18 protein-coding genes are annotated in these 21,600 nt (G+C 54.6%); 12 read left to right on the top strand and 6 right to left on the bottom strand.

Annotation, left to right across the window (positions count from 1 at the left end; translation table 11 throughout):
• Positions 1 to 307: 307 nt before the first annotated feature.
• On the bottom strand, positions 308 to 1,204 hold the full coding sequence (locus tag LB453_RS00195) for an alpha/beta hydrolase (RefSeq protein WP_158253402.1): 897 nt from the start codon (positions 1,202 to 1,204) through the stop codon (positions 308 to 310).
• Positions 1,205 to 1,491: 287 nt separating this feature from the next.
• Between LB453_RS00195 and LB453_RS00190 the strand changes: the two genes are divergently transcribed.
• The 3 genes from LB453_RS00190 to LB453_RS00180 all read left to right on the top strand — a co-directional run bounded on the left by LB453_RS00190 (position 1,492) and on the right by LB453_RS00180 (position 4,034).
• The gene (locus LB453_RS00190; protein ID WP_103797000.1) at positions 1,492 to 2,445 is read left to right on the top strand and encodes a glycosyltransferase family 32 protein; all 954 of its coding nucleotides are present in this window, start codon (positions 1,492 to 1,494) and stop codon (positions 2,443 to 2,445) included.
• 18 nt (positions 2,446 to 2,463) lie between these two features.
• Entirely contained in the window at positions 2,464 to 3,408 is a 945-nt protein-coding gene (locus tag LB453_RS00185; protein WP_103796999.1) for a glycosyltransferase family 32 protein, read from the top strand.
• Between the two features lie 80 nt (positions 3,409 to 3,488).
• Complete coding sequence (locus LB453_RS00180) at positions 3,489 to 4,034, top strand: GNAT family N-acetyltransferase (protein ID WP_103797063.1); 546 nt, start codon at positions 3,489 to 3,491, stop codon at positions 4,032 to 4,034.
• Here the strand turns inward: LB453_RS00180 and LB453_RS00175 are convergent.
• A complete protein-coding gene (locus LB453_RS00175) occupies positions 4,016 to 4,339 on the bottom strand; it encodes an AzlD domain-containing protein (protein WP_103796998.1) in 324 nt (107 codons plus the stop codon). The genes LB453_RS00180 and LB453_RS00175 overlap by 19 nt on opposite strands.
• Complete coding sequence (locus tag LB453_RS00170) at positions 4,336 to 5,001, bottom strand: AzlC family ABC transporter permease (RefSeq protein WP_103796997.1); 666 nt, start codon at positions 4,999 to 5,001, stop codon at positions 4,336 to 4,338. Before LB453_RS00170 ends, LB453_RS00175 begins: the two co-directional genes overlap by 4 nt.
• A gap of 102 nt (positions 5,002 to 5,103) precedes the next feature.
• Here LB453_RS00170 and LB453_RS00165 point away from each other — a divergent pair, with 102 nt between their 5' ends.
• The 4 genes from LB453_RS00165 to LB453_RS00150 all read left to right on the top strand — a co-directional run bounded on the left by LB453_RS00165 (position 5,104) and on the right by LB453_RS00150 (position 9,909).
• Positions 5,104 to 5,649 carry a helix-turn-helix domain-containing protein gene (locus LB453_RS00165; protein WP_375337775.1) on the top strand — a complete coding sequence of 182 codons (546 nt, stop codon included), beginning with the start codon at positions 5,104 to 5,106 and terminating at the stop codon, positions 5,647 to 5,649.
• Positions 5,650 to 5,737: 88 nt separating this feature from the next.
• Positions 5,738 to 6,256, top strand: a complete 519-nt coding sequence (locus LB453_RS00160; protein WP_103796995.1) for a GNAT family N-acetyltransferase — start codon at positions 5,738 to 5,740, stop codon at positions 6,254 to 6,256.
• Between the two features lie 464 nt (positions 6,257 to 6,720).
• Complete coding sequence (locus LB453_RS00155) at positions 6,721 to 8,265, top strand: methyl-accepting chemotaxis protein (RefSeq protein WP_103796994.1); 1,545 nt, start codon at positions 6,721 to 6,723, stop codon at positions 8,263 to 8,265.
• A 411-nt stretch (positions 8,266 to 8,676) separates the two neighbouring features.
• Positions 8,677 to 9,909 carry a sensor domain-containing diguanylate cyclase gene (locus LB453_RS00150; protein ID WP_103796993.1) on the top strand — a complete coding sequence of 411 codons (1,233 nt, stop codon included), beginning with the start codon at positions 8,677 to 8,679 and terminating at the stop codon, positions 9,907 to 9,909.
• An 89-nt stretch (positions 9,910 to 9,998) separates the two neighbouring features.
• Here LB453_RS00150 and LB453_RS00145 read toward each other — a convergent pair whose 3' ends face one another.
• Positions 9,999 to 10,508, bottom strand: a complete 510-nt coding sequence (locus tag LB453_RS00145; protein ID WP_103796992.1) for a phenolic acid decarboxylase — start codon at positions 10,506 to 10,508, stop codon at positions 9,999 to 10,001.
• A 105-nt stretch (positions 10,509 to 10,613) separates the two neighbouring features.
• Between LB453_RS00145 and LB453_RS00140 the strand changes: the two genes are divergently transcribed.
• Positions 10,614 to 11,504, top strand: a complete 891-nt coding sequence (locus LB453_RS00140) for a LysR family transcriptional regulator (RefSeq protein ID WP_103797062.1) — start codon at positions 10,614 to 10,616, stop codon at positions 11,502 to 11,504.
• A gap of 160 nt (positions 11,505 to 11,664) precedes the next feature.
• Here LB453_RS00140 and LB453_RS00135 read toward each other — a convergent pair whose 3' ends face one another.
• Positions 11,665 to 13,035, bottom strand: coding sequence for an aldehyde dehydrogenase family protein (locus LB453_RS00135; RefSeq protein WP_103796991.1), 1,371 nt, complete (start codon positions 13,033 to 13,035; stop codon positions 11,665 to 11,667).
• Between the two features lie 436 nt (positions 13,036 to 13,471).
• On the opposite strand from LB453_RS00135, the gene LB453_RS00130 reads away from it, so the two are divergent.
• From LB453_RS00130 to LB453_RS00120, 3 genes are all read left to right on the top strand, one after another.
• Positions 13,472 to 14,404 carry a RepB family plasmid replication initiator protein gene (locus LB453_RS00130; protein WP_103796990.1) on the top strand — a complete coding sequence of 311 codons (933 nt, stop codon included), beginning with the start codon at positions 13,472 to 13,474 and terminating at the stop codon, positions 14,402 to 14,404.
• Between the two features lie 1,385 nt (positions 14,405 to 15,789).
• A complete protein-coding gene (locus LB453_RS00125; RefSeq protein ID WP_103796989.1) occupies positions 15,790 to 16,989 on the top strand; it encodes an AAA family ATPase in 1,200 nt (399 codons plus the stop codon).
• 7 nt (positions 16,990 to 16,996) lie between these two features.
• Entirely contained in the window at positions 16,997 to 17,971 is a 975-nt protein-coding gene (locus tag LB453_RS00120) for a ParB family protein (protein ID WP_103796988.1), read from the top strand.
• 369 nt (positions 17,972 to 18,340) lie between these two features.
• Here LB453_RS00120 and LB453_RS00115 read toward each other — a convergent pair whose 3' ends face one another.
• Positions 18,341 to 19,267, bottom strand: coding sequence for a sulfonate ABC transporter substrate-binding protein (locus LB453_RS00115; protein WP_103797061.1), 927 nt, complete (start codon positions 19,265 to 19,267; stop codon positions 18,341 to 18,343).
• Between the two features lie 208 nt (positions 19,268 to 19,475).
• Between LB453_RS00115 and LB453_RS00110 the strand changes: the two genes are divergently transcribed.
• Positions 19,476 to 21,524, top strand: a complete 2,049-nt coding sequence (locus tag LB453_RS00110; protein ID WP_103796987.1) for an FUSC family protein — start codon at positions 19,476 to 19,478, stop codon at positions 21,522 to 21,524.
• The last annotated feature ends 76 nt before the right edge of the window (positions 21,525 to 21,600 follow it).

The following is a 21,600-nucleotide window of genomic DNA, read 5'->3' as shown; positions in this document are numbered from 1 at the left end:
TGATTATAGTGAGCAACCATCTTGGTAAATAATATAAAAATCAAGGTCTTAGTATTTGTTCTTTTCGCTGTTGCTGCCACCAGCGCCGTGGGGTGGCTGACTTATTATGTGGTCGCTAATTTCCTGTAAGCCAGGCTGTTTATTTCGCAGATGCGATTATTTGTTGCTAAAATAACCTCTTTTTACCAGCTATTCAAACGCGGCGGAAAGCGTCTTTGTAATAAATTAAACAGCAGCTAAACAACGGTATAAAAATAGTGTGATATGTCGTTGCCGAGCTGCGCCTGTGCTACATATCGCTGCCGCGTTACTCCGCGCCGGAGACGATATTCAGCGTCCTCTCCAGCGATGAGGGCAGCAGCTCGCCATGGGTCTGACCCGGATAGCGAATTTCATCCAGCCTGAGGCCCTTGTCGCGCAACGTGGCGATCAGCAGACGGTCGGCGTCGTTGATCTGCGCCGCACGCTTCTCTTCATGGCGATCGCTGCGCCCGTCACCTTCGATCAGGTAGAGCCGTTTACCGCTCAGCGCCTGCGGCGATGCCTGTTGCGCCAGCTCGACGATGCGCTGATGACGCCAGCCCAGCGACGGCGCCGCGCTGAAATAGTGCGTAAAGCCCGCGCCGCTGTAGAGGCTATCCAGCACAAACAGCCCGCCGTAAGAGTGGCCCCACAGCGCCCGACGCTGCGGATCGCTTTTTGCCTGTCTCTCCGCCCAAGGCGCAATCTGCTTTTGCAGCAGCTCGCGAAACGCGTGGCTTCCGCCGCCGCGATAGCGTTCGTGCCGCGCATCGCCCTGCTCTCCGCCGGGCGGCGTATAGTCCAGCGCGCGCGCCTCAACGTCGAACGGCAGGCGGGTATCATATCCTACCGCCACCAGCATCGGCGGCCGCTTGTCCGCCAACTGCTTCAGGCGATTTTCGCTGAGGCGCGCCATCGCGGCGTTGCCGTCCAGCAGATAGAGCACCGGGAAGCCCGCTGACGGTGCCGCCTGCTTCGGCACGCCGAGCCACACTTTATAGCGGCGCAGCCCGTCGGCAGAGATAAAGGTCCGCGTGCTAAAGCGATAAAACGCCGAGCCGCGATCGGCCACGTTATCGCCCAGCGGCTCCATGCTCGGTCTGGCGTGCGCCAGCGTCGCGGGCGTTAAGGTAACGCCGATCGCCAGCAGCGCCGCGGAGAAAATCTTCAGAGGGTGATGCATGAAAAGGCTTCCTGACCTGACAAACAGTTGCGCCATCCTAACAAATCAGCTGCGATAATGAGAAGCTTTCTCAATAAAGCACACCAGGTTGCTTTATGGCTGCTTATCTGAGCCGCTAGCTAAACTCTGAATTAGCGGGGCGGGGATTGCGAATTGACATCACAGATCGTTAAATTTCAGCATTCAACCAGACTTTTTTTTATTTTGATACCGGCCGATTGTCAGTAAGCGCGCGCCGGTGTCCCTTTCAACCAACACCAGCAAAGCCATTAAACAGAGGTTGTGAAATGGATCGCCTTAAATACCCGATAAGGGTTGTACGCTTTTTATGTCTGTACGCCCTGTTTCGACTGAGATTATTCAAATTCAGCGACCTCGCCTATTCAGATCGCGATGAAAATGAGGCATTAGATATTCTCACCAGACACGACGGCGAAAAAAGCGCTATCCCAAAAGTGATCTGGATGTACTGGGATAGCCCAAACCCGCCTGACCATATCATGGCCTTCCATAAAAAAATGAAGACGATTAACCAGGCGCATGAAATTATTCTGCTCGACCGAAACAGCCTGAGAAAATATCTTCCGACGCTGAATTTTGATTATCAGGGTATCGGCCTGGCGCATAAAAGCGACGTGATCCGCCTTGCCCTGCTCAAGCGCTACGGCGGCATCTGGGTCGACTGCTCGACGCTGGTTTATCAGGATTTCAGCTGGGTGCATGAACGCAACGGCTATGACATGGTGGGCTATTACAGCGACGCCAACACCCAGGATGCGCGTTTTCCGGTGATCGAAACCTGGTTTATGTGCGCGCCGCCGGAAAACGGCTTCGTCAGCCGCTGGCTGGAACTGATTATGCCGCTGACCAAAATCAGCGTCGACGATTACTATCGTCGCATTAAAGATCGTCCCGATTTCGAACGCATTAAACAGGGCATCCCGCGCGGCAGCTATTTAACCACCAACTATCTCTGCCAGATAGCCATGCGCGAAGCGGACAGCGTCAACCTCTACCTGAAAAAGTGCGAAACCTCCGCTTTTTATTATCAGAATGTATTTAAGTGGAACTGTCTGAAGATGTCGCTGTTTTTACTCTGCACGCGCCAGCCGACCTCTCATCCGACGTTAATTAAGCTGACCAACAGCGACCGCCAGTTTTTACCGCTGGCCCGTAAGCTGCGCATCCTCGAAGCCGAAAGCATTCTGGGAAAATTAATGCTTGAACAACAGCGTCCTTAAATAACAGGCGGAGCAAAAATGCAAAAGCTGAAACGACATCTCAGAACGGCAAAATTTCTCCTGCTCTATGTTTTATATAAGCTGCGCCTTTTTCGCTTTCCCGATCTGGCCTATTCCGAGGCGCAGGACAATGATGTGAAGGATATTGGTCAGCGCGCCGCCGCGCCCGCTATTCCAAAAGTGATCTGGATGTACTGGGACGATCTGACGCCGCCCGATTTTATTCAGGCGTTCTGTCAAAAAATAAAGCAGATGAACCCGGACCATCATGTCCACCTGCTGAACCGCGAGTCGGTGAGGGAGTTTTTGCCGTGGCTGCGCTTTGATTACGCCCAGACAGGTATGTCGCACAAAGGGGACGTTATCCGTCTCGCCCTGCTGAAAAGCTACGGCGGCATCTGGGTCGACAGCTCGACGCTGGTCTATCAGGATTTCGCCTGGGTTCACCAGCGCAGCGGTTACGATATCGTCGGCTACTACAGCGACGGCACCACGGTGGATAAAGACTTTCCGGTGGTGGAAGCCTGGTTCCTCGCCTCGCCGCCAAACAATGCGTTTATCGCCCGCTGGCTGGAGCTGATTATGCCGCTTACGCAGATCGGTATTGACGACTACTACGCGCAGATCGCCCAGCGCAGCGACTTTGCGCAGATCCGCCAGGGCATCAACCGCGGCAGCTATATTATTATTAATTTCCTTTGCCAGATCGTTATGCGCGAGCAGCCAGGCTTTAGCTGCTATCTGAAAAAGTGCGAAAGCTCCGCCTTCTTTTATCAGGACGTGTTCCAGTGGGACAGCCTGAAGATGTCGCTGTTTTTACTCTGCGAGCGCGAACCGGCCACCCATCCCAAACTGATTAAGCTTACCAATGACGATCGCCGCTTTCTGCCGCTGGTGCGCAGGCTGAACATTCTGGAGCGCGACAGCGTGATGGGCAAGCTGCTGTCACAGAGCGCGCCTTAACGCAGCGCGTTATTCAGGGATGAAAACAGGTTATGCTGGCGGCGGATGGCCGCCGGTCATCGCCGCCGAGGGATCTGAATATGCAACTGATTTCCGAACGTTTAGCGATGCGTCCCGTTGTCGCGCAGGACAGGGAGACGCTGATGCGTATCTATGGCGATCCCGCCACCAATTCCTTTAACCCCGCCGGGCCGCTGGCAAATCTGGATGAGGCGCAACAACTGCTGGATCGCTGGATTGCGCACTGGCAGCAGCACGGCTTTGGCAATATGGCACTGACGCAGCGCGATGCGCCGCACGCCATCCTCGGCTTTGGCGGTTTGACCCTGCGCGAGTTCGGCGGCAGGCCGGTAAATAATCTGGGGTATCGGCTGGCGACCCACGCCTGGGGACAGGGCCTGGCTACCGAGTTTGCGCGCGCCATGGTGCGCTATGGCTTTGAGGAGTGCGGGCTGCAGGTTATTGACGCCGCGGTGCGGGCAAATCATCTCGCCTCGCAGCGCGTACTGGAGAAGGCGGGATTTACGGTGAACGGGCACGTTTATGATGTGCCCGACGCGCCCGCCAGCCTGACCTTTGCCATAACGCGCGCGCAGTGGCGCGCCGCTCAGGGCACGCCGCAGTAGCGCAGCGCGGCGGTCATCACGGCCGCGCCGATGATCACTGCAATCAGCGGTGCCTTACGCCAGGCGAGAAAAATAGCAAAAGCGACGCCCAGCACCCGCGCCATACCGGCAAAATGCTGGCCTTCAAACAGCGTGCTGGTGGAGGCGACCGCCAGCAGCAGAATAGTCGCCGCGTCCGACAGCATAGTTTGCGTTCGCTCCGTGATGGGCAGTCGGTTGCCCAGCTTCACGCCCGCCAGCCGCATCAGATAGGTGCCCGATGCCAGCAGCGCAATACCCGCAACGATCAGCGCCTGATGACTCATTTACGCATCCTCCACGACAGTAATCCCAGCAGGGAAAAGAGCACCGGCATGCCAGCCGGAACGAAAGGCGTCGCCAGAATCGACAGCAGCGCGCCGCCGGACGCCGGGATCAGCGTACGGCGCTGGCGCAGCGCCGGGAATATCAGCGCGATCAAAATAGCGGGAAATACCGCGTCAAGGCCGATAGCGGAAACGTCGGGAATAAACTGGCCGATAGCCGCGCCGGTAATGACCGTCAGCGGCCAGATAAGCCCGATTCCGATGCCGCAAAGCCAGAAGGCAGCGCGACGCTGCGCCAGCGTCGACTGGGAAATGCCGAACACCACGCTTTCATCGTTCATGATATGACAGCCGAACAGGCCGCGCGCCCCACTCCCCACCAGATCTTTTACCGCGATGCCAAACGGCAGGTGGCGCGCATTCACCAGCAGGCCAGCCAGCGCCGCGGTGAGCGGACTGCCGCCGCCCGCCACGATGCCAATAAACAGAAATTCTGACGCGCCGGCCAGCACCAGCGTCGAGAGCGCCACAGGCACCCAAATCGAAAACCCGTCGGCAATGGCCAGCGATCCGTAGGACAGGCCGACGATCCCGTCGGCGAGACAGACCAGAAAAATGGCTTTAACCACCTCCCGGCTTAAGGGAATGCGATGCTCTGGCATAACAAATCCTTCTTATAACGAACGAAATATCTATTATAATGAACGCAGCCGAATCGTTTTACAATACGAACGATTCGTTCGTTTTAGAAAACAGGAGTGAACGTGACCCCGATCACAATTATTGCCAATGGCCTGGTGCGTGAACGCCAGCGCGCCGGCCTTTCGCTGGCTGAAGTCGCCCGCCGCGCGGGTATCGCAAAGTCGACCCTGTCGCAGCTGGAATCTGGCAACGGCAATCCCGGCATTGAAACGCTGTGGGCGCTGTGCGTCGCGCTGAATATTCCTTTTTCACGCCTGATGGAGCCGGAAGAGAAGCGCATGCAGATAATCCGACGCGGCGAAGGCCCGACCGTAACCGCAGAGCTGGCGGACTATCAGGCGGTGCTGCTGGCAACCTGTCCGCCCGGCGCCCGGCGCGATATTTACCTGTTGAATACGCAGCCTGGCAGCGAACGCTGCTCGCTGCCCCACTCGCCCGGCACCATCGAGCATATTATCGTGACGCAGGGGCGCGCCCTGGTGGGCCCGAAAGCCTCACCCGTTGAGCTGCACCCCGGCGACTACATCAGTTACGCAGGCGACGAGGAACATCTCTTTCGCGCGCTGGAGCCGGATACGCTGGCGGTACTGGTGATGGAGCACAGCTGAGCCATCACTTTTTCCTGTGGCTCTTTCTGCTGCCGGTGGGAAATTGCAGGTGTAGTATGACCTTATCAAGGTCGATACCGAGGACGTTATGCACATTCTTCCCGCCACAGCCGCTCATATACCTGCAATTCAGCATATTTACGCCTGGCATGTTCTGCACGGCAGCGCCACCTTTGAAACCGAGCCCCCAGGCATTGAAGAGATGCAGAACCGGCTGAACGCGCTGCTGGAGAAAGGCGGGATCTGGCTGGTGGCGCTGGAGGAGGAGAGCGTGATCGGCTACTGCTATCTTGCCCCCTATCGGCCGCGATACGCCTATCGCTTTACGCTGGAAGATTCGATCTATCTCGATCCTGAACATACCGGCCGCGGCGCAGGCCGCGCGCTGCTTACCGAGGCCATCCGTCTTGCTGAAGCGCGGGGCTTTCGCCAGATCGTTGCCGTGATCGCAGGCAACAGCAACCAGGCGTCGATTGGCCTGCACCGCGCGCTCGGCTTTCGCGCCACCGGCGTGCTGAAAGCGGTAGGATTTAAGCATGGCAGCTGGCTGGATACCCATCTGATGCAGCGCGAGCTTGGCGAGGGCGATGCCACCTCGCCGGAGTAATCCCGATCGGCGCAGCCGTCACAGCCTGCGCCGCCTGCTATTCAGTCCTGAATACCCCTCTTTTCGTAAATAAAGACGGGCGCCAGTTAACCTTAATCACGGCCTGCCATCCTCCGCTTGCGGTTTAATTTTCCCCCGCATCTTTATCGCCCGGCTTCTGCTTAAATAAATGCTGAACAGAAGCAAACGGTCAGATTTACCTCTTCCAGCCGAAGGCTATATTAGTCCGTTCCGGCAGGTAAAAAGATATTCAGGCGCTATCAGGCTCTGGAATTCAAATAGATCGCGCTAATTTTCACCGCTCCGTTATTATGAACCGGCTGGTACGCTTTTTCTTTTTAAAATTGATTGCCAGATTAATCATTAGTTTAAAGTCAACTGCATGCTAATCAGACCGTAACGAACTAAGGAGTAAGCCAGCCAGGCCGATATACCGGCTAACCCTATAAAAATGGAAATTTGTTATGTCGCTGAAAAAGTCTTCACTGCTTGTGTTTTCATTGATGATAATCCTCTTTCTGACCAGCGTTGCGGTTAGCATCTGGTTGCTTGTACGCAGTAACGAATCTCTTAATGCGGTAAATAAAGAGATTCGCGTGGTGCTCTCTGTTATCGATCCCATCAACCACAGCCGCACTCTGCGGGTCCGGTTAATGGAATATATGAAAGAGATCGAGTCAAATGAGGGTCAGATATCCCCGTCACTGGATGGGGTGAAAAACGCCGCAGAGAAAGCGGACGTGGCGTTTAAGGCTTATATCAATAGCCCGCGCCTGCAAGGGGAAGAAGCGGAGGCGGAGGCCTACCAGCAGGCTTATCTGGCATACAGAAACCAGGCTATTCAACCGCTGATTGAGGCTGCTCAGGCCCGGGATCAGGCTCGCTTCACACAATTATTGCCTACGGTCATTCGCCTGGATCGCGCCTATGAAATTATCCTGGATAAAGTGCTGGCGCAGCATGAAGCCTACGCCAGAAAACTGAATGAAGATGCTCAAAGCCATTTCAGCTCGGGCGTTATTTTGCTGCTGCTGATCGGTATGATGTTTGGCCTGGTGGTTATCACTATATCTGTCCTGATGCATCGCTTTGTGCTTAAACCTTTAATTCAGGCAGGAAGGCACTGTAATCTTATTGCCGAAGGCCATCTTGACGCGCCCGTTCCGGTTAAGCCAGCTTCCCGCAGCGAAATTCAGAGCCTGATGGGATCGCTGGAGGCAATGCGGTTGTCGCTGACGACAATTATTATGCAGGTGCGTGATTCCGCGCATTCCGTCTCTTCAGCCTCCAGCGAAATAGCCGCAGGAAACGTCGATCTCGCCTCCCGAACTGAACAGCAGGCAGCCGCGTTAACGCAAACCGCCGCCAGCATGGAAGAACTCGGCGCCACGGTAAAACAAAATACCGATAACGTTTATGAAGCCTGTCGCCTTACAGGCGAAGCGGTAGAGAATGCGCAAAAAGGCGAGAATGTTTCGCGTGAAGTTATTGTCTCAATGGAATTAATTAACTCCAGCTCGAAGAAAATTGAAGATATTATCAGCGTTATTAACGGCATTGCTTTTCAGACCAATATTCTGGCGCTGAATGCGGCCGTTGAAGCTGCTCGCGCCGGCGAGCAGGGGCGAGGATTTGCCGTTGTCGCTGGCGAAGTGCGTAACCTGGCGCAGCGCAGCGCCGTGGCGGCGAAGGAGATCGAGAGCCTTATTGCCGATTCCGTCAACATCATAGGAAAAGGATCTGAACAAGTCAGCCGGACAGGCGAGGCGATGAATGCCATCATCTCCTCTGTCAGCCGCGTTAACGTCCTTATGGAGCATATTTCAACCGCCTCTGATGAGCAGAGTCGCGGCATTGAGCAAATTGAAAAGGCGGTGACTGAGATGGATTCCGTTACCCAGCAAAACGCCGCGCTGGTGCAGGAGTCGGCAGCGGCGGCGGCTTCGCTTGAAGAGCAGGTGCAGCATCTGACCCATTCTGTGTCAACTTTCCGCCTTTCCGCCCGCTAAACCGCAGGCCAGACGGGGGATGGCCGCGGTCGCTCATCCCCCGTCTGGCGAGCGCTCACCACTCCTTATCATGCCGCGGTGGGTGAAACGCCACCCGGCTCTCTCAGCGGACGCAGGCGGTTATTTCTGGCGCAGCGCAGGTCATTATCATTCACATAAAGGGTGAGGCAGCTGTCCACCCGCCGGTTAATTAAAGATTGGGGGGGAATGCGCCGATAATGCCAGACTTATATTTTTTACCACGCATCAGATCAGCGATGCGCCTTTTCAGTCGCGGCACGCCGCAGCGCTGAGAATACTTCGTCGAAGCGTTCCTGGTTTGCATTAGCCGCAAACAGCGCGATTGAGAGGTTTGTTACGACCGGTGTCGAGGTTATCCAGTATCGTCAGCCAACAATGGAGCCGACCACTATGAATCCTGTGATCCAGCCTACCTTTTCCGCTCTCTGGACCACGGACGCCCGAGGCATTTGCGTTGTCAGTCAGGAAAGTCCTGTCGGCCTGATCCCGGCGCTGAAAGGCATTACCCTGTGCGAATGGCTGAGCATCGCGCAGGCCGATGATGATGCGCAGCTGGCCCTGCAGCTCACCGCCGCATTAGAGTGCGTGATCCCCTTTCATATTGAAGTGCCGATACAGTGTCTTGACGGCACCACGCGACGCGTACTGGTTTCTGGCTTACCAGATTGCCAGCCTGCGGCTTCTCGCCTGCAGTACAACGGATTCATTCTTGATATTACCGGGCAGCGCAAAGCGCTTGAAGATGCGCTGCGTACCGCGGCGGAATACCGTCTGTTGATAGAAAACAGTACTGACCTTATCGCTCATTGCGACGCGGAGGGCAGATACGTGTCGATCTCCCCTTCCTACAGTGAAATGATCGGCTGGTCCGCCGAAGAGATGATCGGTCAGCGGGTGGTCGATTTCCTGCATCCTGACGATCGCGAACCCGCCGCAGAGGCGCTGCTCAATATTTTTACAGGCGGCGTGCTGCCGGACGTAGTTGAAGTGCGCAAGCTTCATCGCGACGGTTATTACATTACGCTGGGCACCAAAGCCTGCGGCGTCAGCGCTCCTTATACGGGCCACAACATCGGCGCGGTGCTGGTTTCACGCGATATCACGCGTGATAAAGAGAAAATGCGGATGCTTGAGACGCTGGCGACCCGCGACGCCTTAACCGGGCTGCCTAACCGCGCCTGGATCAACCAGCAGATTGGCACCATGCTAGCCCAGAGCGAAGATCCGGCCTACACCGCCGTGCTGTTTATCGATCTTAACGGGTTTAAGGCGGTCAATGATTCGATGGGACATGCGACAGGGGATGCCTTGCTGCAGCAGGTGAGCGAGCGGCTGCAGCGCTGCATGCGGCCTGGCGATTCAGTGGCGCGGCTGGGCGGCGATGAATTTGTTGTCGCTGCGAAATGTGGCCATCGCGATGCCGCGTCCGCTATTGCCCAGCGCATTATTGACAGCCTGAAGGAGCCGTTTGTTATCAACAGCATGGATGTCTGGATCGGGGCGGCCATCGGCATCAGCCTTGCGCGATCCGGCACGACATCGGCCGCACTGTTATTTGAAAACGCCGATATCGCGATGTATCAGGCGAAAGCACGTGGCGATGGGTCATACCAGTTTTTCTAGCCTCAACGACTGCCCTCTCGCCTGAGACCTTTCTTCGCCCCCAACCAGCAGAAACCAGAAGAGCTCATCGTGAGCTCTTCTGAGGTTTTTTAGTTTTTCAGGTTGGCCGGGAAATCAGCGGGCAGCTCGCTGGCCGGGCAATCAATCACGCTGTCGTTATTTTCGCCTGCGTCACGCACAAAGGTCAGCGTCGCAAACTCGTCAATTACCTCGGTGGGGTACGCCGGGCCCGCATCACGGTAGCTGGCCATCTCATCCAGGTGATCGTTCTGAAAGCAGACGGTTTTTTCCGGATTGTTCATCACCCAGCGCGGGAAGAAGATTGTGCCGTGGAAGACTTTTTCGGCCAGGTTAACCGCCAGGCTGACGTCCGTACCGGTAGGCTCGGTCCAGGAAACTTTATAGACATCTTCCGCCAGTCGAACAATGAACGCGTGCTGGTTTTTTACCCAGCGGTTGCCCACCATGCCGCTGTGGATACGGTAATCAACGGTGCTGGCATTTTTTATATAGAGCTCGTAATTCCAGCCGTTGTCATAGGTATAAACCAGATGTTTGCCAACCAGACCAGAGAGATTGTGTTTATCGAAAGTGCTCATTGTGAACTCCTCATTTATTTGCCTTGAGGAGATTATTACTCGTTGCAAAAACGATTAATAACGCTATTTTTAGCGCTTAATCATCCATTTTTTAGATTAATGGTCATGCACAAGACGACGTTAGAACAGTGGTATCTGCTTGATGCTGTCGTAAAAGAGGGCAGCTTTGCGCTGGCGGCGGAGAAGAATAACCGCAGCCAGTCCTCATTGAGTTATCAGCTTGGCCTGTTGCAGCAGCGGCTGGGCATGACGCTGCTGCAGCAGGAAGGACGCCGCGCCGTTCTCAGCGCAGACGGACATCAGCTGCTCGCTCAGGTACGGCCGCTGCTGGAGGGGTTCAGCGCGCTGGAAGCCCGGGCCAGTGCGCTGCAGCGTGGCGAACGATCGCGCATCGATCTGATGGTGGATGCGATTATGCCGAAATCGCTGCTGTTTGATGTGTTACGTGAATTTCAGCAGCGCTATCCCCATGTGCGCATCTGGCTGAGTGAAATTGTCCGCAGCGAAACGCCCGACAGGCTGGCTGAGGAGCAGGCGGATCTTTGGCTGGTCGCGCAGTATGGAGATGAGCAGATAGCGGGAGAAAGCCTGCTGAGCGTCGATTTTATCGCCGTCGCCCACCGCGATCATCCGCTGCACCGCGAGCCGGGGCCGCTTAGCGCTGCCGCACTTGCGCGCTGGCCCTGCATAACGATTCTGGATCGCCAGCAGCAGCAGCAGTCCGAAGTGAATGGCGAGCAGGCAGAGAGCTGGTCATTCACAACGCTGCCGGCCGCCATTGAGGCGGTTCAGCATCAGTTAGGCTACGGCTGGCTACCGGAGCTGAATATCGCAGCGCTGCTGGAGAGTGGTGAACTGCGTCCGCTGCCGCTGCTGCAGGGGCGTCGACGTTCAACTTCGCTAATGTTACGCATCAACGAGGAAAGACTGCCGGGCAACAGCGCGATATCTACGCTGGCCGCGCTATTTATTGAGCGCGTTGCGCAGGCAACGTAGTTCGGCACAGCGTTAAAAGAGACAAACCTGCTGGAAGATGCCCGTCACGTCCGAACGGGCTCAGCGAGGCGCTTATCTGACGCCTCAGCGCCTCCTGACGCCCTTTAACGCAAAAAGCGAGGGCCAGGCCCTCGCTTCTCTTTCAGCTACGCAGAAAGCCTTAGCGGCGGTTTTTCCAGACGGTCTGAATATTGCAGAACTCATGCACGCCGAAATGGGAGAGTTCGCGACCATAGCCGCTCTTCTTAACGCCACCAATGGTCACGCGCGGATCCGACGCGCCGTTGCCGTTAATAAACACGGCGCCGGTTTCGATCCGATCGGCCAGACGATCCGCCATTGCGCTGTCGCCGGTCCAGACCGTGGCGCTCAGACCAAATTCGCTGTCGTTGGCAATTGCCAGCGCATGATCGGCATCGCGGGCGATAGCTATCGCTGCCACCGGGCCAAACAGCTCTTCACGAAACGCCGTCATCTCCGTAGTGACGTCGGACAGGATCGTCGGCGCGTAGTAATTGCCCTCCCCTGCGATCTTTTCGCCGCCCAGCACCAGACGTGCGCCTTCACGCAGCGACTGCTCAACCTGGTTGTGCAGCTCATCGCGCAGATCGAAGCGCGCCATCGGGCCGAGATAATTTTTTTCATCCAGCGGGTCGCCCATGGTTAACGCCTGCACCGCAGCGCTGAAGCGCGCCTCAAACTCATCTGCAATGGCCGCCTCAACGATAAAGCGTTTGGCGGCCATGCAGACCTGTCCGGTGTTCTGATAGCGGCCTGCCACGGCTGATTTTACCGCTTCGTCCAGATCGGCGTCGGCCAGGACAATAAAAGGATCTGAGCCGCCCAGTTCAAGAACGGTTTTTTTCAGCGCCGCGCCCGCCTGTGCAGCAATAGCGGAGCCAGCACGCACGCTGCCGGTTACGGCGACGGCGGCGATACGCGGATCCTTGATCGCAGCAGAGACGCCGTCATTGTCGACATTAACTGAGGCGAAAGCCCCTTTCGGCAGATCCGTTGCGTCAAACAGCTGCGCCATCAGCGAGGCGCAGCCCATTACGTTCGGCGCATGTTTAAGGAGATAGGTATTGCCGGCCAGCAGCATGCCCACGGCACCACGCAGCACCTGCCAGAACGGGAAATTCCACGGCATCACCGCCAGAATAGTGCCGACAGGTTTAAAGCGCTGCCAGGCATCAGGCACCTGCGTGGGTTGATCCTCCAGCATCGCCGGGCCGTGTTCGGCATACCATTCGCTCAGACTGGCGCACTTAAGGATCTCGGCGCGCGCCTGCGCCAGCGGCTTGCCCATTTCCAGCGTGATGGCGCGCGACAGCTCAGGTTCGCGCTGACGCAGCTGTTCAGCCAGCTGGCGCAGCACCTTTACGCGCAACGCCATATCGGTCTCGCGCCACTGCTTAAAGGCCTTTGCGCTGGCCTCAAGGGTTGCGTCCAGCTCAGCCAGAGATTGCAGAGGATAGCGCGCCAGAATTTCACCGTTGGCAGGATTTTTTGAAACAGCGTAATCGGTCATGGTGCCTCTTGGAATGTCTGTTATTGAGAGGTTTAGCCTACGCCACAAAGTTAGTGATGAAAAATGAATAATAGTGAGCAAGTTATTTTCATATTATGAACAGATAAGGGTGGCGAGGCGTTTTCAGTGGATTGATCCCTGACAGTCAGCATCGGTGATGCACAACGGTATCGATCGGTTATCCACATATACAGTGATCAGATCCTAATAAACGATCATAAAGAGATCTAAAAGAGATCCTAAGAGATCCCCGATCGCTGCAGGCCGCACGCCACAAGGGCTCAGAAGGTGATCGCGTTCACTATAATCAGTAAAGAGTTCACTGTAATCAGTACTTTATTCACTATACACAGTAGAATGTTCACTATAAACAGTGCTAGTGTTCACTGTAGTCAGAAAACGATCCTTTTCATCCACCGAATGAAGATCTCATGCTATGGCAGATAAAGAGAGCGAAAACAAAGCGTTACTTGAACCTTTTCTGTCGGTGACCAAAAACAGCGGTGAAGTTATTCAGCTTCATCCCAATAAGAACAACACTGTTCAGCCCGTCGCGTTGATGCGTCTGGGACTGTTTGTCCCGACACTGAAATCAACGGCGCGCGGTAAGTCAGGCGCGATGGCCTCTACCGACGCGACAAAAGAGCTTAAAAACCTGTCGCTGGTGAAAGCAGAGGGCTATGAGAAGATTACCATTACCGGCGCGCGGCTGGATATGGATAACGATTTCAAGACGTGGGCCGGGATCATCCAGTCTTTTTCCCGCTACCCCACCCAGGGCGATACCGTTACCCTGCCCTTTATCGATTTCGTGAAGATGTGCGGCATTCCTTCCGCTAACTCTTCTGCGGCGCTGCGTAAGCGGCTGGATGCCTCGCTGCGGCGTATCGCGACCAACACGCTCTCGTTTGAGGGCAACGGTAAGGCGTACCATACGCACCTTGTGCAGTCAGCCTATTATGACCGCGAAAAAGATGTGGTGCGCATTCAGGCCGATCCCAAGCTGTTTGAGCTCTACAACTTCGACCATAAAGTTCTCCTGCAGCTCAGGGCGATATCCCGGCTGAAGCGCAAAGAGTCTGCGCAGGCGCTCTATACCTTCCTTGAGAGCCTGCCGACCAATCCTGCGCCTATTTCGCTGGCGCGCCTGCGTATGCGCCTGAATCTGGGCTCGAAAACGACCACGCAGAACCATGTGGTGCGGCGCGCTATGGAGCAGCTGAAAGAGATTGGCTATCTCGACTACTCCGAGGTTAAACGCGGGCGTTCGGTCTTTTTTATCATCCACAGCCGCACGCCAAAACTTGACGGAATCAGTTCATTAGAGAGTATCGATTCTCTCGACGAGATCGATTTTGACGAGTCATGAGCGCTGTTCACTGTAATCAGTATGCCGCCGCGGCATTGTCACTTTTCCCGGAAACGTGACAGCCGCGGATGCTGCTCCCTGTTCACTGTAGTCAGCGCTGCCAGCGTTCACTGTAATCAGCATCATTCACTGTAATCAGTAAACTCAGTTGCCTCCAGCGTCCTTCCCCACCCTCCACCTCTTATTAATACTCTTTTAAAAACAATCCCTTGATATAATAGTTAGTGCTCACAAACTTACATGGCCTCTTTCTTGCGATCTCAGTAATGCTGTCTACACTGATTACAGTGAATATTCTCTGGCGCAGCTATGGCCCGCGCTCTTACTGATTACAGTGAAGGGTTTAGATTACTGATTATAGTGAATGCCTTTTCCAACCTGTTGAATAACAAGGTAAATTAAGTTTTTCGACCCGTTGGCCTCTCTTCGCTGCTGATTACAGTGAACGTTAACCCACAAGGTTCAGCGAAACGTGACAGGGTTAGCGCTTTTGCTGATTACAGTGAACAGTTACGGGATAGTGCGTGGCATTTGCGCGAATCCAGGCGCTGATGCTGATTACAGTGAACCCTGCTCCCCCTCTCTGGCTGGCGAATGGCGAGTCACGCGATTCTTCACTGACTACAGTGAACACTGCCCCCCTGGTCAGACGGTCTGGCGTAATTACCCCTTTCCTGATTACAGTGAATCTTTTGCCTTTCCACCCCTGTGCGGTGCAGCCTGGTCTTTACTCCCCAGCCCTCTGACACAGAGATCCTGTGCGGATTTACTGAATACAGTGAATGTTATCGCCCCTGTTCTGCCAGCAACGCTGTTGTCATACTGATTACAGTGAATGTTTGCTGCCTTATTGCTCCGATACCTCTCACCGTGCCGCAAAGAGAAAAGTGATTGTTGCTGACTACAGTGAACGTTGAGAGATTCACTGATTACAGTGAACGTTTTTACTGAATACAGTGAACGCTTCTTTGTGGAGCCTGAATGGCTCACCATCGCGAGCCGTACTGACTACAGTGAATGCTAACGCCTGAAGCCGAATCTCTGGTCTCTTCTGCTGATTACAGTGAACGTTCAGGCCGCCATTGCTGATTACAGTGAATCTTTGCCAGGCTGCGGCCGCACTGACCCCCTTTAAAGGGGCAACGTCTTTTCCGACACGCTCTGACTACTGATTACAGTGAACGAACTGCTGATTACAGTGAATGTTGTCGCCTGCCCCCTTCTACAGTCCGCTGAGTCGTGCTGATTACAGTGAACGTTGAAAACAACTTCTTATCTTTGCAGCCAAATTTGCAACCTTCTCTATTTCGGTATTTAAGATATTTTCTTGCCCGACATGCAGGATTTATGTATAAAGTCACAAATCCTACATGTGTGGAGTAAGTATGGCTAATGACGAAAAGCAGGTGCTGAAGGTCGCACAACGGTCTGAGCGAATGCTGCTCAGCCTGACAGAACAGATTCAGGCGCAAAAAGAAGAGCTGCATGAGAATACTTTTTACCAGGTTTATGCCAAAGCTGCGCTGGCCAAGCTGCCAAAGCTGACGCGCGCCAGCGTCGACTATGCCGTTAACGAGATGGAAGAAAGCGGCTACCAGTTCGATAAGCGCGCAGCGGGCAGTTCGACCAAGTACGCTATGTCGATTGAAAACATCATCGATATCTACCAGCATCGCGGCGTGCCTAAATATCGCGATCGCCATCCGGAAGCCTATACGATTTTTGTCGGCAATCTGAAAGGCGGCGTCTCGAAAACCGTTTCCACCGTTTCGCTTGCCCATGCGCTGCGTGCGCACCCGCATTTGCTCTTTGAAGACTTGCGCATTCTGGTTATCGACCTGGATCCGCAGTCTTCAGCGACCATGTTTCTTAACCATGAGCGTTCAGTCGGCATCGTTGAAGCCACTGCCGCGCAGGCGATGCTGCAAAACGTCAGCCGTGAAGAGCTAATAAAAGAGTTTATCGTGCCGTCAATTATTCCCGGCGTGGATGTCCTGCCGGCCTCGATTGACGACGCCTTTATCGCCTCGCGCTGGGATGAGCTTTGCGCTGAACATCTCCCGGGTCAAAACGTGCATGCGGTGCTTTACGAGAACGTCATTGCCAAACTGAAAAAAGATTATGACTTTATCTTTATCGACAGCGGCCCGCATCTGGATGCGTTTTTGAAAAATGCCATTGCCGCGTCCGATCTGCTGATGACGCCCGTACCACCGGCGCAGGTCGATTTCCATTCCACCCTGAAGTACCTGACGCGCCTGCCCGAACTGATCGATATCATTGAGCAGTCCGGCGCACCCTGCCGCTTACAGGGCAATATCGGCTTTATGTCCAAGCTGTCGAATAAAGCGGATCACAAGCTCTGTCACAGCCTGGCGAAAGAGATTTTTGGCGGCGATATGCTCGATGCCGCGCTGCCGCGTCTGGATGGGTTTGAGCGCTGCGGCGAGTCTTTTGACACCGTTATCTCGGCTAACCCTTCTACTTACGTCGGCAGCAGCGAAGCGTTGAAAAATGCGCGTTCAGCTGCGGAAGATTTTGCGAAAGCGGTCTTTGACCGTATTGAATTTATTCGCCTGAACTGAGGTCGCTATGAGTGCAAAAAGAATTACTATCGGCAGAACATTCAGCCAGACGCCTGTTCAGGCGGAAGCATCATCAGATACCCCAACACAAACCTTTGTTCTCTCAACCGGCAAGCGCGCCCTTTTTCGTCTCGAGCGCATCGAAGCCAGAGAGATAGAAGATAAAACCTTTGTGGTGATGGAAACCAACGGGCGTGACCAGGCTGGCCTGACGCCAGATTCGCTGCGCGATATTATCCGCACCATTAAACTCCAGCAGTTTTTCCCGGCTATCGGCGTTAAGCGGGATGGACGAATAGAAATTCTGGACGGCTCACGCCGTCGCGCCGCCGCGATTTACTGTAAGACCGGGCTGGATATTCTGGTCTCCGAGACGGCCATTACTACCGAAGAGGCGCGTCGCCTGGCGCAGGATATCCAGACCGCGCGCGAGCATAACCTGCGTGAAGTCGGGCTAAGACTGCTGTCGCTTAAAAATGGCGGCCTGTCGCAAAAAGAGATTGCGGAAAGTCAGGGACTGTCGCAGGCGAAAGTGACGCGAGCTTTGCAGGCGGCGAGCGTGCCGGCAGAGCTGATCTCACTTTTCCCTAACCATTCCGAACTCACCTATCCCGATTACAAGGCGCTGCTGATGGCCGCCGATAAACTCACTGAGACCGGGCAGCCGATTGAGCGGCTTATCGAAACGGTTTCAATGGATGTGGACAGTATCTGCGCCCGTGAAGGGCTGGCGGAAGACGAAGTGAAAAATCATATTCTTCGTCTGGTGCGCAACGGCAGTCAGACGCTGATGGAGATGCCTGCTAAAGAGAAACCCGTTTCGGAGAACCTGTGGACCTTTGCGGATAAAGATCGCTTCGCCCGCAAGAAAATCCGCGGCCGCATGTTTAGCTACGAGTTTAATCGCCAGTCTAAGGAGCTGCAGGAAGAGCTCGACAGAGTAATTGCCGATACGCTACGTAAATATCTTGGCGAACAGTAAGCTCTTACATCCGGGTAACTCTCTACCCGGATGTTCTTTTTAACCCCCCTCAGTTTTCCTCTCACTTCGCCAGCGTCTTTTCACTCCTAACTCACTGTTTTGAAGCCTTTTCTGTCAAAATTTCAGGCTGAAATCGCCAGGCTTTCGCCCTCTTTCAGATAAAAGCCACTCGGCTCAGGGTAAGAAAGCCTGTCAGCGCAGCATCTTACTGCGAGTCTGCTCCTCAGAAATAGAGGCAGGACTCTCCAGCGCAATTTCACGCATAAGTCATTGAATAAAATAATTTTTCATTGAGAATTTCAGGCTGAAATCGCCAGTCTGACGCGCTGGCTGAAGAGAGGATTGCCCCTGCTACAGGGCAATCGGAGATTACTTTTTATCAGCTGACCAGGTAGCCGAACGCACGTCAACTTTGACCGGCAATAGCTTCACTCGTGTGAAGGCGTCAGCCAGCGTTTGCTGCTGTGCAAACACACTGTCAGACATGCGTTCTGCACCATAAGGCAGACGCGTCAGCGTGGTGCGCCAGACAGACTTATTAAGGCCGGTAGAGTGCGCCAGAATGGCAGCGACCTCATCCTGATGTTCATTAGCCCAATTGCTCAACGTACCCAGCTCATCCAGCACTTTTTTGGCTGTTTCCGGTTCGCCGTCGGCAAATTTTCGGCTGGCAAGATAAAAGGTGTAATGCGGAACCAACCCTTCTGCATTACGTACCTGACGCGCTCCCGTGCTGGCCTCCACCTCTGCCAGATAGGGATCCCAGATAACCCAGGCATCGACGGCACCTTTCTGGAATGCGGCGCGTGCATCGGCTGGCGGCAGATAAACTGGCGTAATATCTTTGTAGGTCAGACCCGCCTCTTCAAGCGCGGCGATAAGCAGATAGTTAACGTCTGAACCTTTGTTGAGCGCAACGCGTTTGCCCTTAAGGTCTTTAACGCTGTGAATGACGGATGCGGCAGGCACCACAATAGCCTCGGTTTTGGGATTAGCAGGGGAATGGCCTAGGTAAACCAGGTCAGCTTTTGCTGCCTGAGCAAACGCGGGCGGCGCATCGCCGGTTGCCGCCAGATCGATGCTGCCTACATTCAGTCCTTCCAGCATTTGCGGTCCGGCCGGAAACTCCACCCAGCGAACGGCGATGCCCTCTTTTTTGAGGGTTTCCTCCAGCGTGCCGCGATATTTAAGCAGCGCGAAAATATTCGCCTTTTGATAGCCAATATTTATCTGCTCAGGCGCCGCAAAGCTTGCAGCAGACAGTGAACTCAGGGCGCAGGTCAGCATTCCCAGCATAAATCCGTTGATTTTCATTTTTGAACTCTCCGCTTTTTTTCCAACCTTAGCAAAAAGCGGTTATAACCAATAAATAACCAATTGCATTCACTTATGCTGTGCAAGAATAGTTAGCACGTTAATGATTTGTAGTAATAATCGAAGAGCATTCCGCTATCCCTTCTGTCAGGATATCGCCAAAAATGCCTGTCTGAGGTCCATTCACTGTATGAAGTGGTTTTCAAAAAGCGCGCTACTCTTTTCCAGCAAAACCTGTCTTGCCGCCTTTTTAGCGCTCTATATCGCATTAGAACTTAATCTGGATAAGCCCGCCTGGTCACTGACCACCGTCTACGTTGCCTCGCAGCTCTATTCTGCCTCCACTATTTCTAAATCCGTCTTCCGCTTTTTAGGGACGCTGCTGGGCGGCCTTTTTGTGCTGCTTATCTACCCCGCCACAGTGGAAGATCCGATGCTGTTTAGCCTCTCTGTCTCGCTGTGGGTTGCGCTTTGTCTTTATCTGTCGCTTCACGACCGCACGCCCAAAAGTTACATCTTTATGCTGGCGGGCTACAGCGCGGCAATTATGGGCTTTCCGGACGTCACCGCTCCCGCCGATATCACCTATACCGTTATCTCACGCGTGGAAGAGATCAGTGTGGCTATTCTGTGCAGCAGTCTGGTGCATCGGCTCATTATGCCGGTTTCAATGAGCAGCATGCTGGAGCAGAGCGTCAGCAACTGGTATCAAAATGCCAGAAAGCTCTGCGCCGAGCTGATTACCGTGATGCCGAAAGAGAAGTCGCTGGAGCGAGAAGATATCCTTGTCCAGATGGCAAACTATCCGCTGAGCGTCGAAACCCTGATAACCCACTGTGTCTACGAAGGCGAAGCGGCGCGGCGACTGATCCGGCTGGTCAGCGTTCAGTATCAACACCTCTCTTACTTACTTCCTACGCTCACGGCGATTGAGGCCCGGCTCAGCCTGCTGGCGGAACAGCAGGTTCGCTTTCCAGAATATATCGCGCAGACCTTTCAGCTGTTTTTGCACTGGCTGAACAGCGCAGAACATGGTGCAGAGACGCAGGGGATTAAGGAAAGGCTCTTGTCGGCGCAGCAGCAGCTAAAGGCGGAGTGGGAAAGTGGCGAACTGCCGGTTGAGGAAAGCATTCTGCTCGCCGGCCTGCTGGAAAGGCTGCTGAATTTTGTGCGTATTGCAGAAGCCTGTCAGACGGTGGCCGAACGCGTCAGCGATCTGACACCCAGGGCGAAGCCGGGCAAGATGGCGCGCAGCCATAAGCATGTCGATAAGGGGATGCTGCTGCTCTCCTGTTTTACCGCTTTTCTGGCCACCTTCCTTACCTGCCTGTTCTGGATCGGCAGCGGCTGGGGAGATGGCGCGACCGCTCCAATGATGGCGGCCGTGCTCTGCTCTTTCTTTGCGGCAATGGATAGCCCGCTCGCACCGATGAAAATCTTCCTTAAAGGCGTGGTGGTGGCAATTGGCATAAGCATGCTTTACACCACCTTGCTGATACCGGAGGCGACCTCCTTTGAATCACTGGTGCTCTGCCTGGCGCCTGGGTTGATGGCATTAGGGCTGGTTATTGCCAACCCTTCCACCAACCTGATCGGACTGATCGTGGCGACGCAGATCCCGGGCCTGATCGGGATGAGCCATCACTTCAAACCCAATTTGCTGCTTATAGTGAATGCCTCACTCTCAACGCTAACCGGCATTGCCGCCGCGGTTATCGTGACGGCGGTTATCCGTAACAAACGTCCTGCGTGGACTGCTAAACGCGCGCTGCGCAAAGGGTTGAAGGAGCTGCTGCAGTTTATCAACGCGATAGAGCTTAACGGCGCTTCGCTGCTGATGCGTCAGCAGTTTGTCGCGCGCACGCTGGATAAGGTCAACGTTATCCTTCCTCGCAAGCGTATCGACAGTGATGCGGAACTGGCGGTGGGCGGCAATCTGATTACCGAAGCCTGGCTGGGCGCTAACTGCTATGACTTCTATGTGCGCCATCAGTCACTGCTGGCGGAACGGGATATCAGCAGTGACCGCTTGTTCGGCGAGCTGCGCCTGTTCCTCAAAAATCGTATTCGGTTATTACAGACCCAGCCGCATCAGGCGCTGCTTGAAGAGCTGAACCAGCTTATTATCGCGCTGCAAACGCTGGCGCAGCGCGATAGTCGCTTTTACGCGCCGCTGCTGTATCTGTTTAACGTGCGGCTCGCGCTGTTCCCTCTGGCCCGCTGGCCGCAGCAGGCCTGAGCCGTTGTGAATAATAAAAACAGCCGCCAGCGCGGCTGTTTTTTATTTGCATAAAGAGATGTCAGTTTCGCAATAA

This window comes from Pantoea agglomerans (assembly GCF_020149765.1).
Classification (GTDB): Bacteria; Pseudomonadota; Gammaproteobacteria; order Enterobacterales; family Enterobacteriaceae; genus Pantoea; species Pantoea alvi.
Note: the sequence above shows the minus strand (reverse complement) of the source record. Positions and strands in the feature narration are given on the sequence as shown.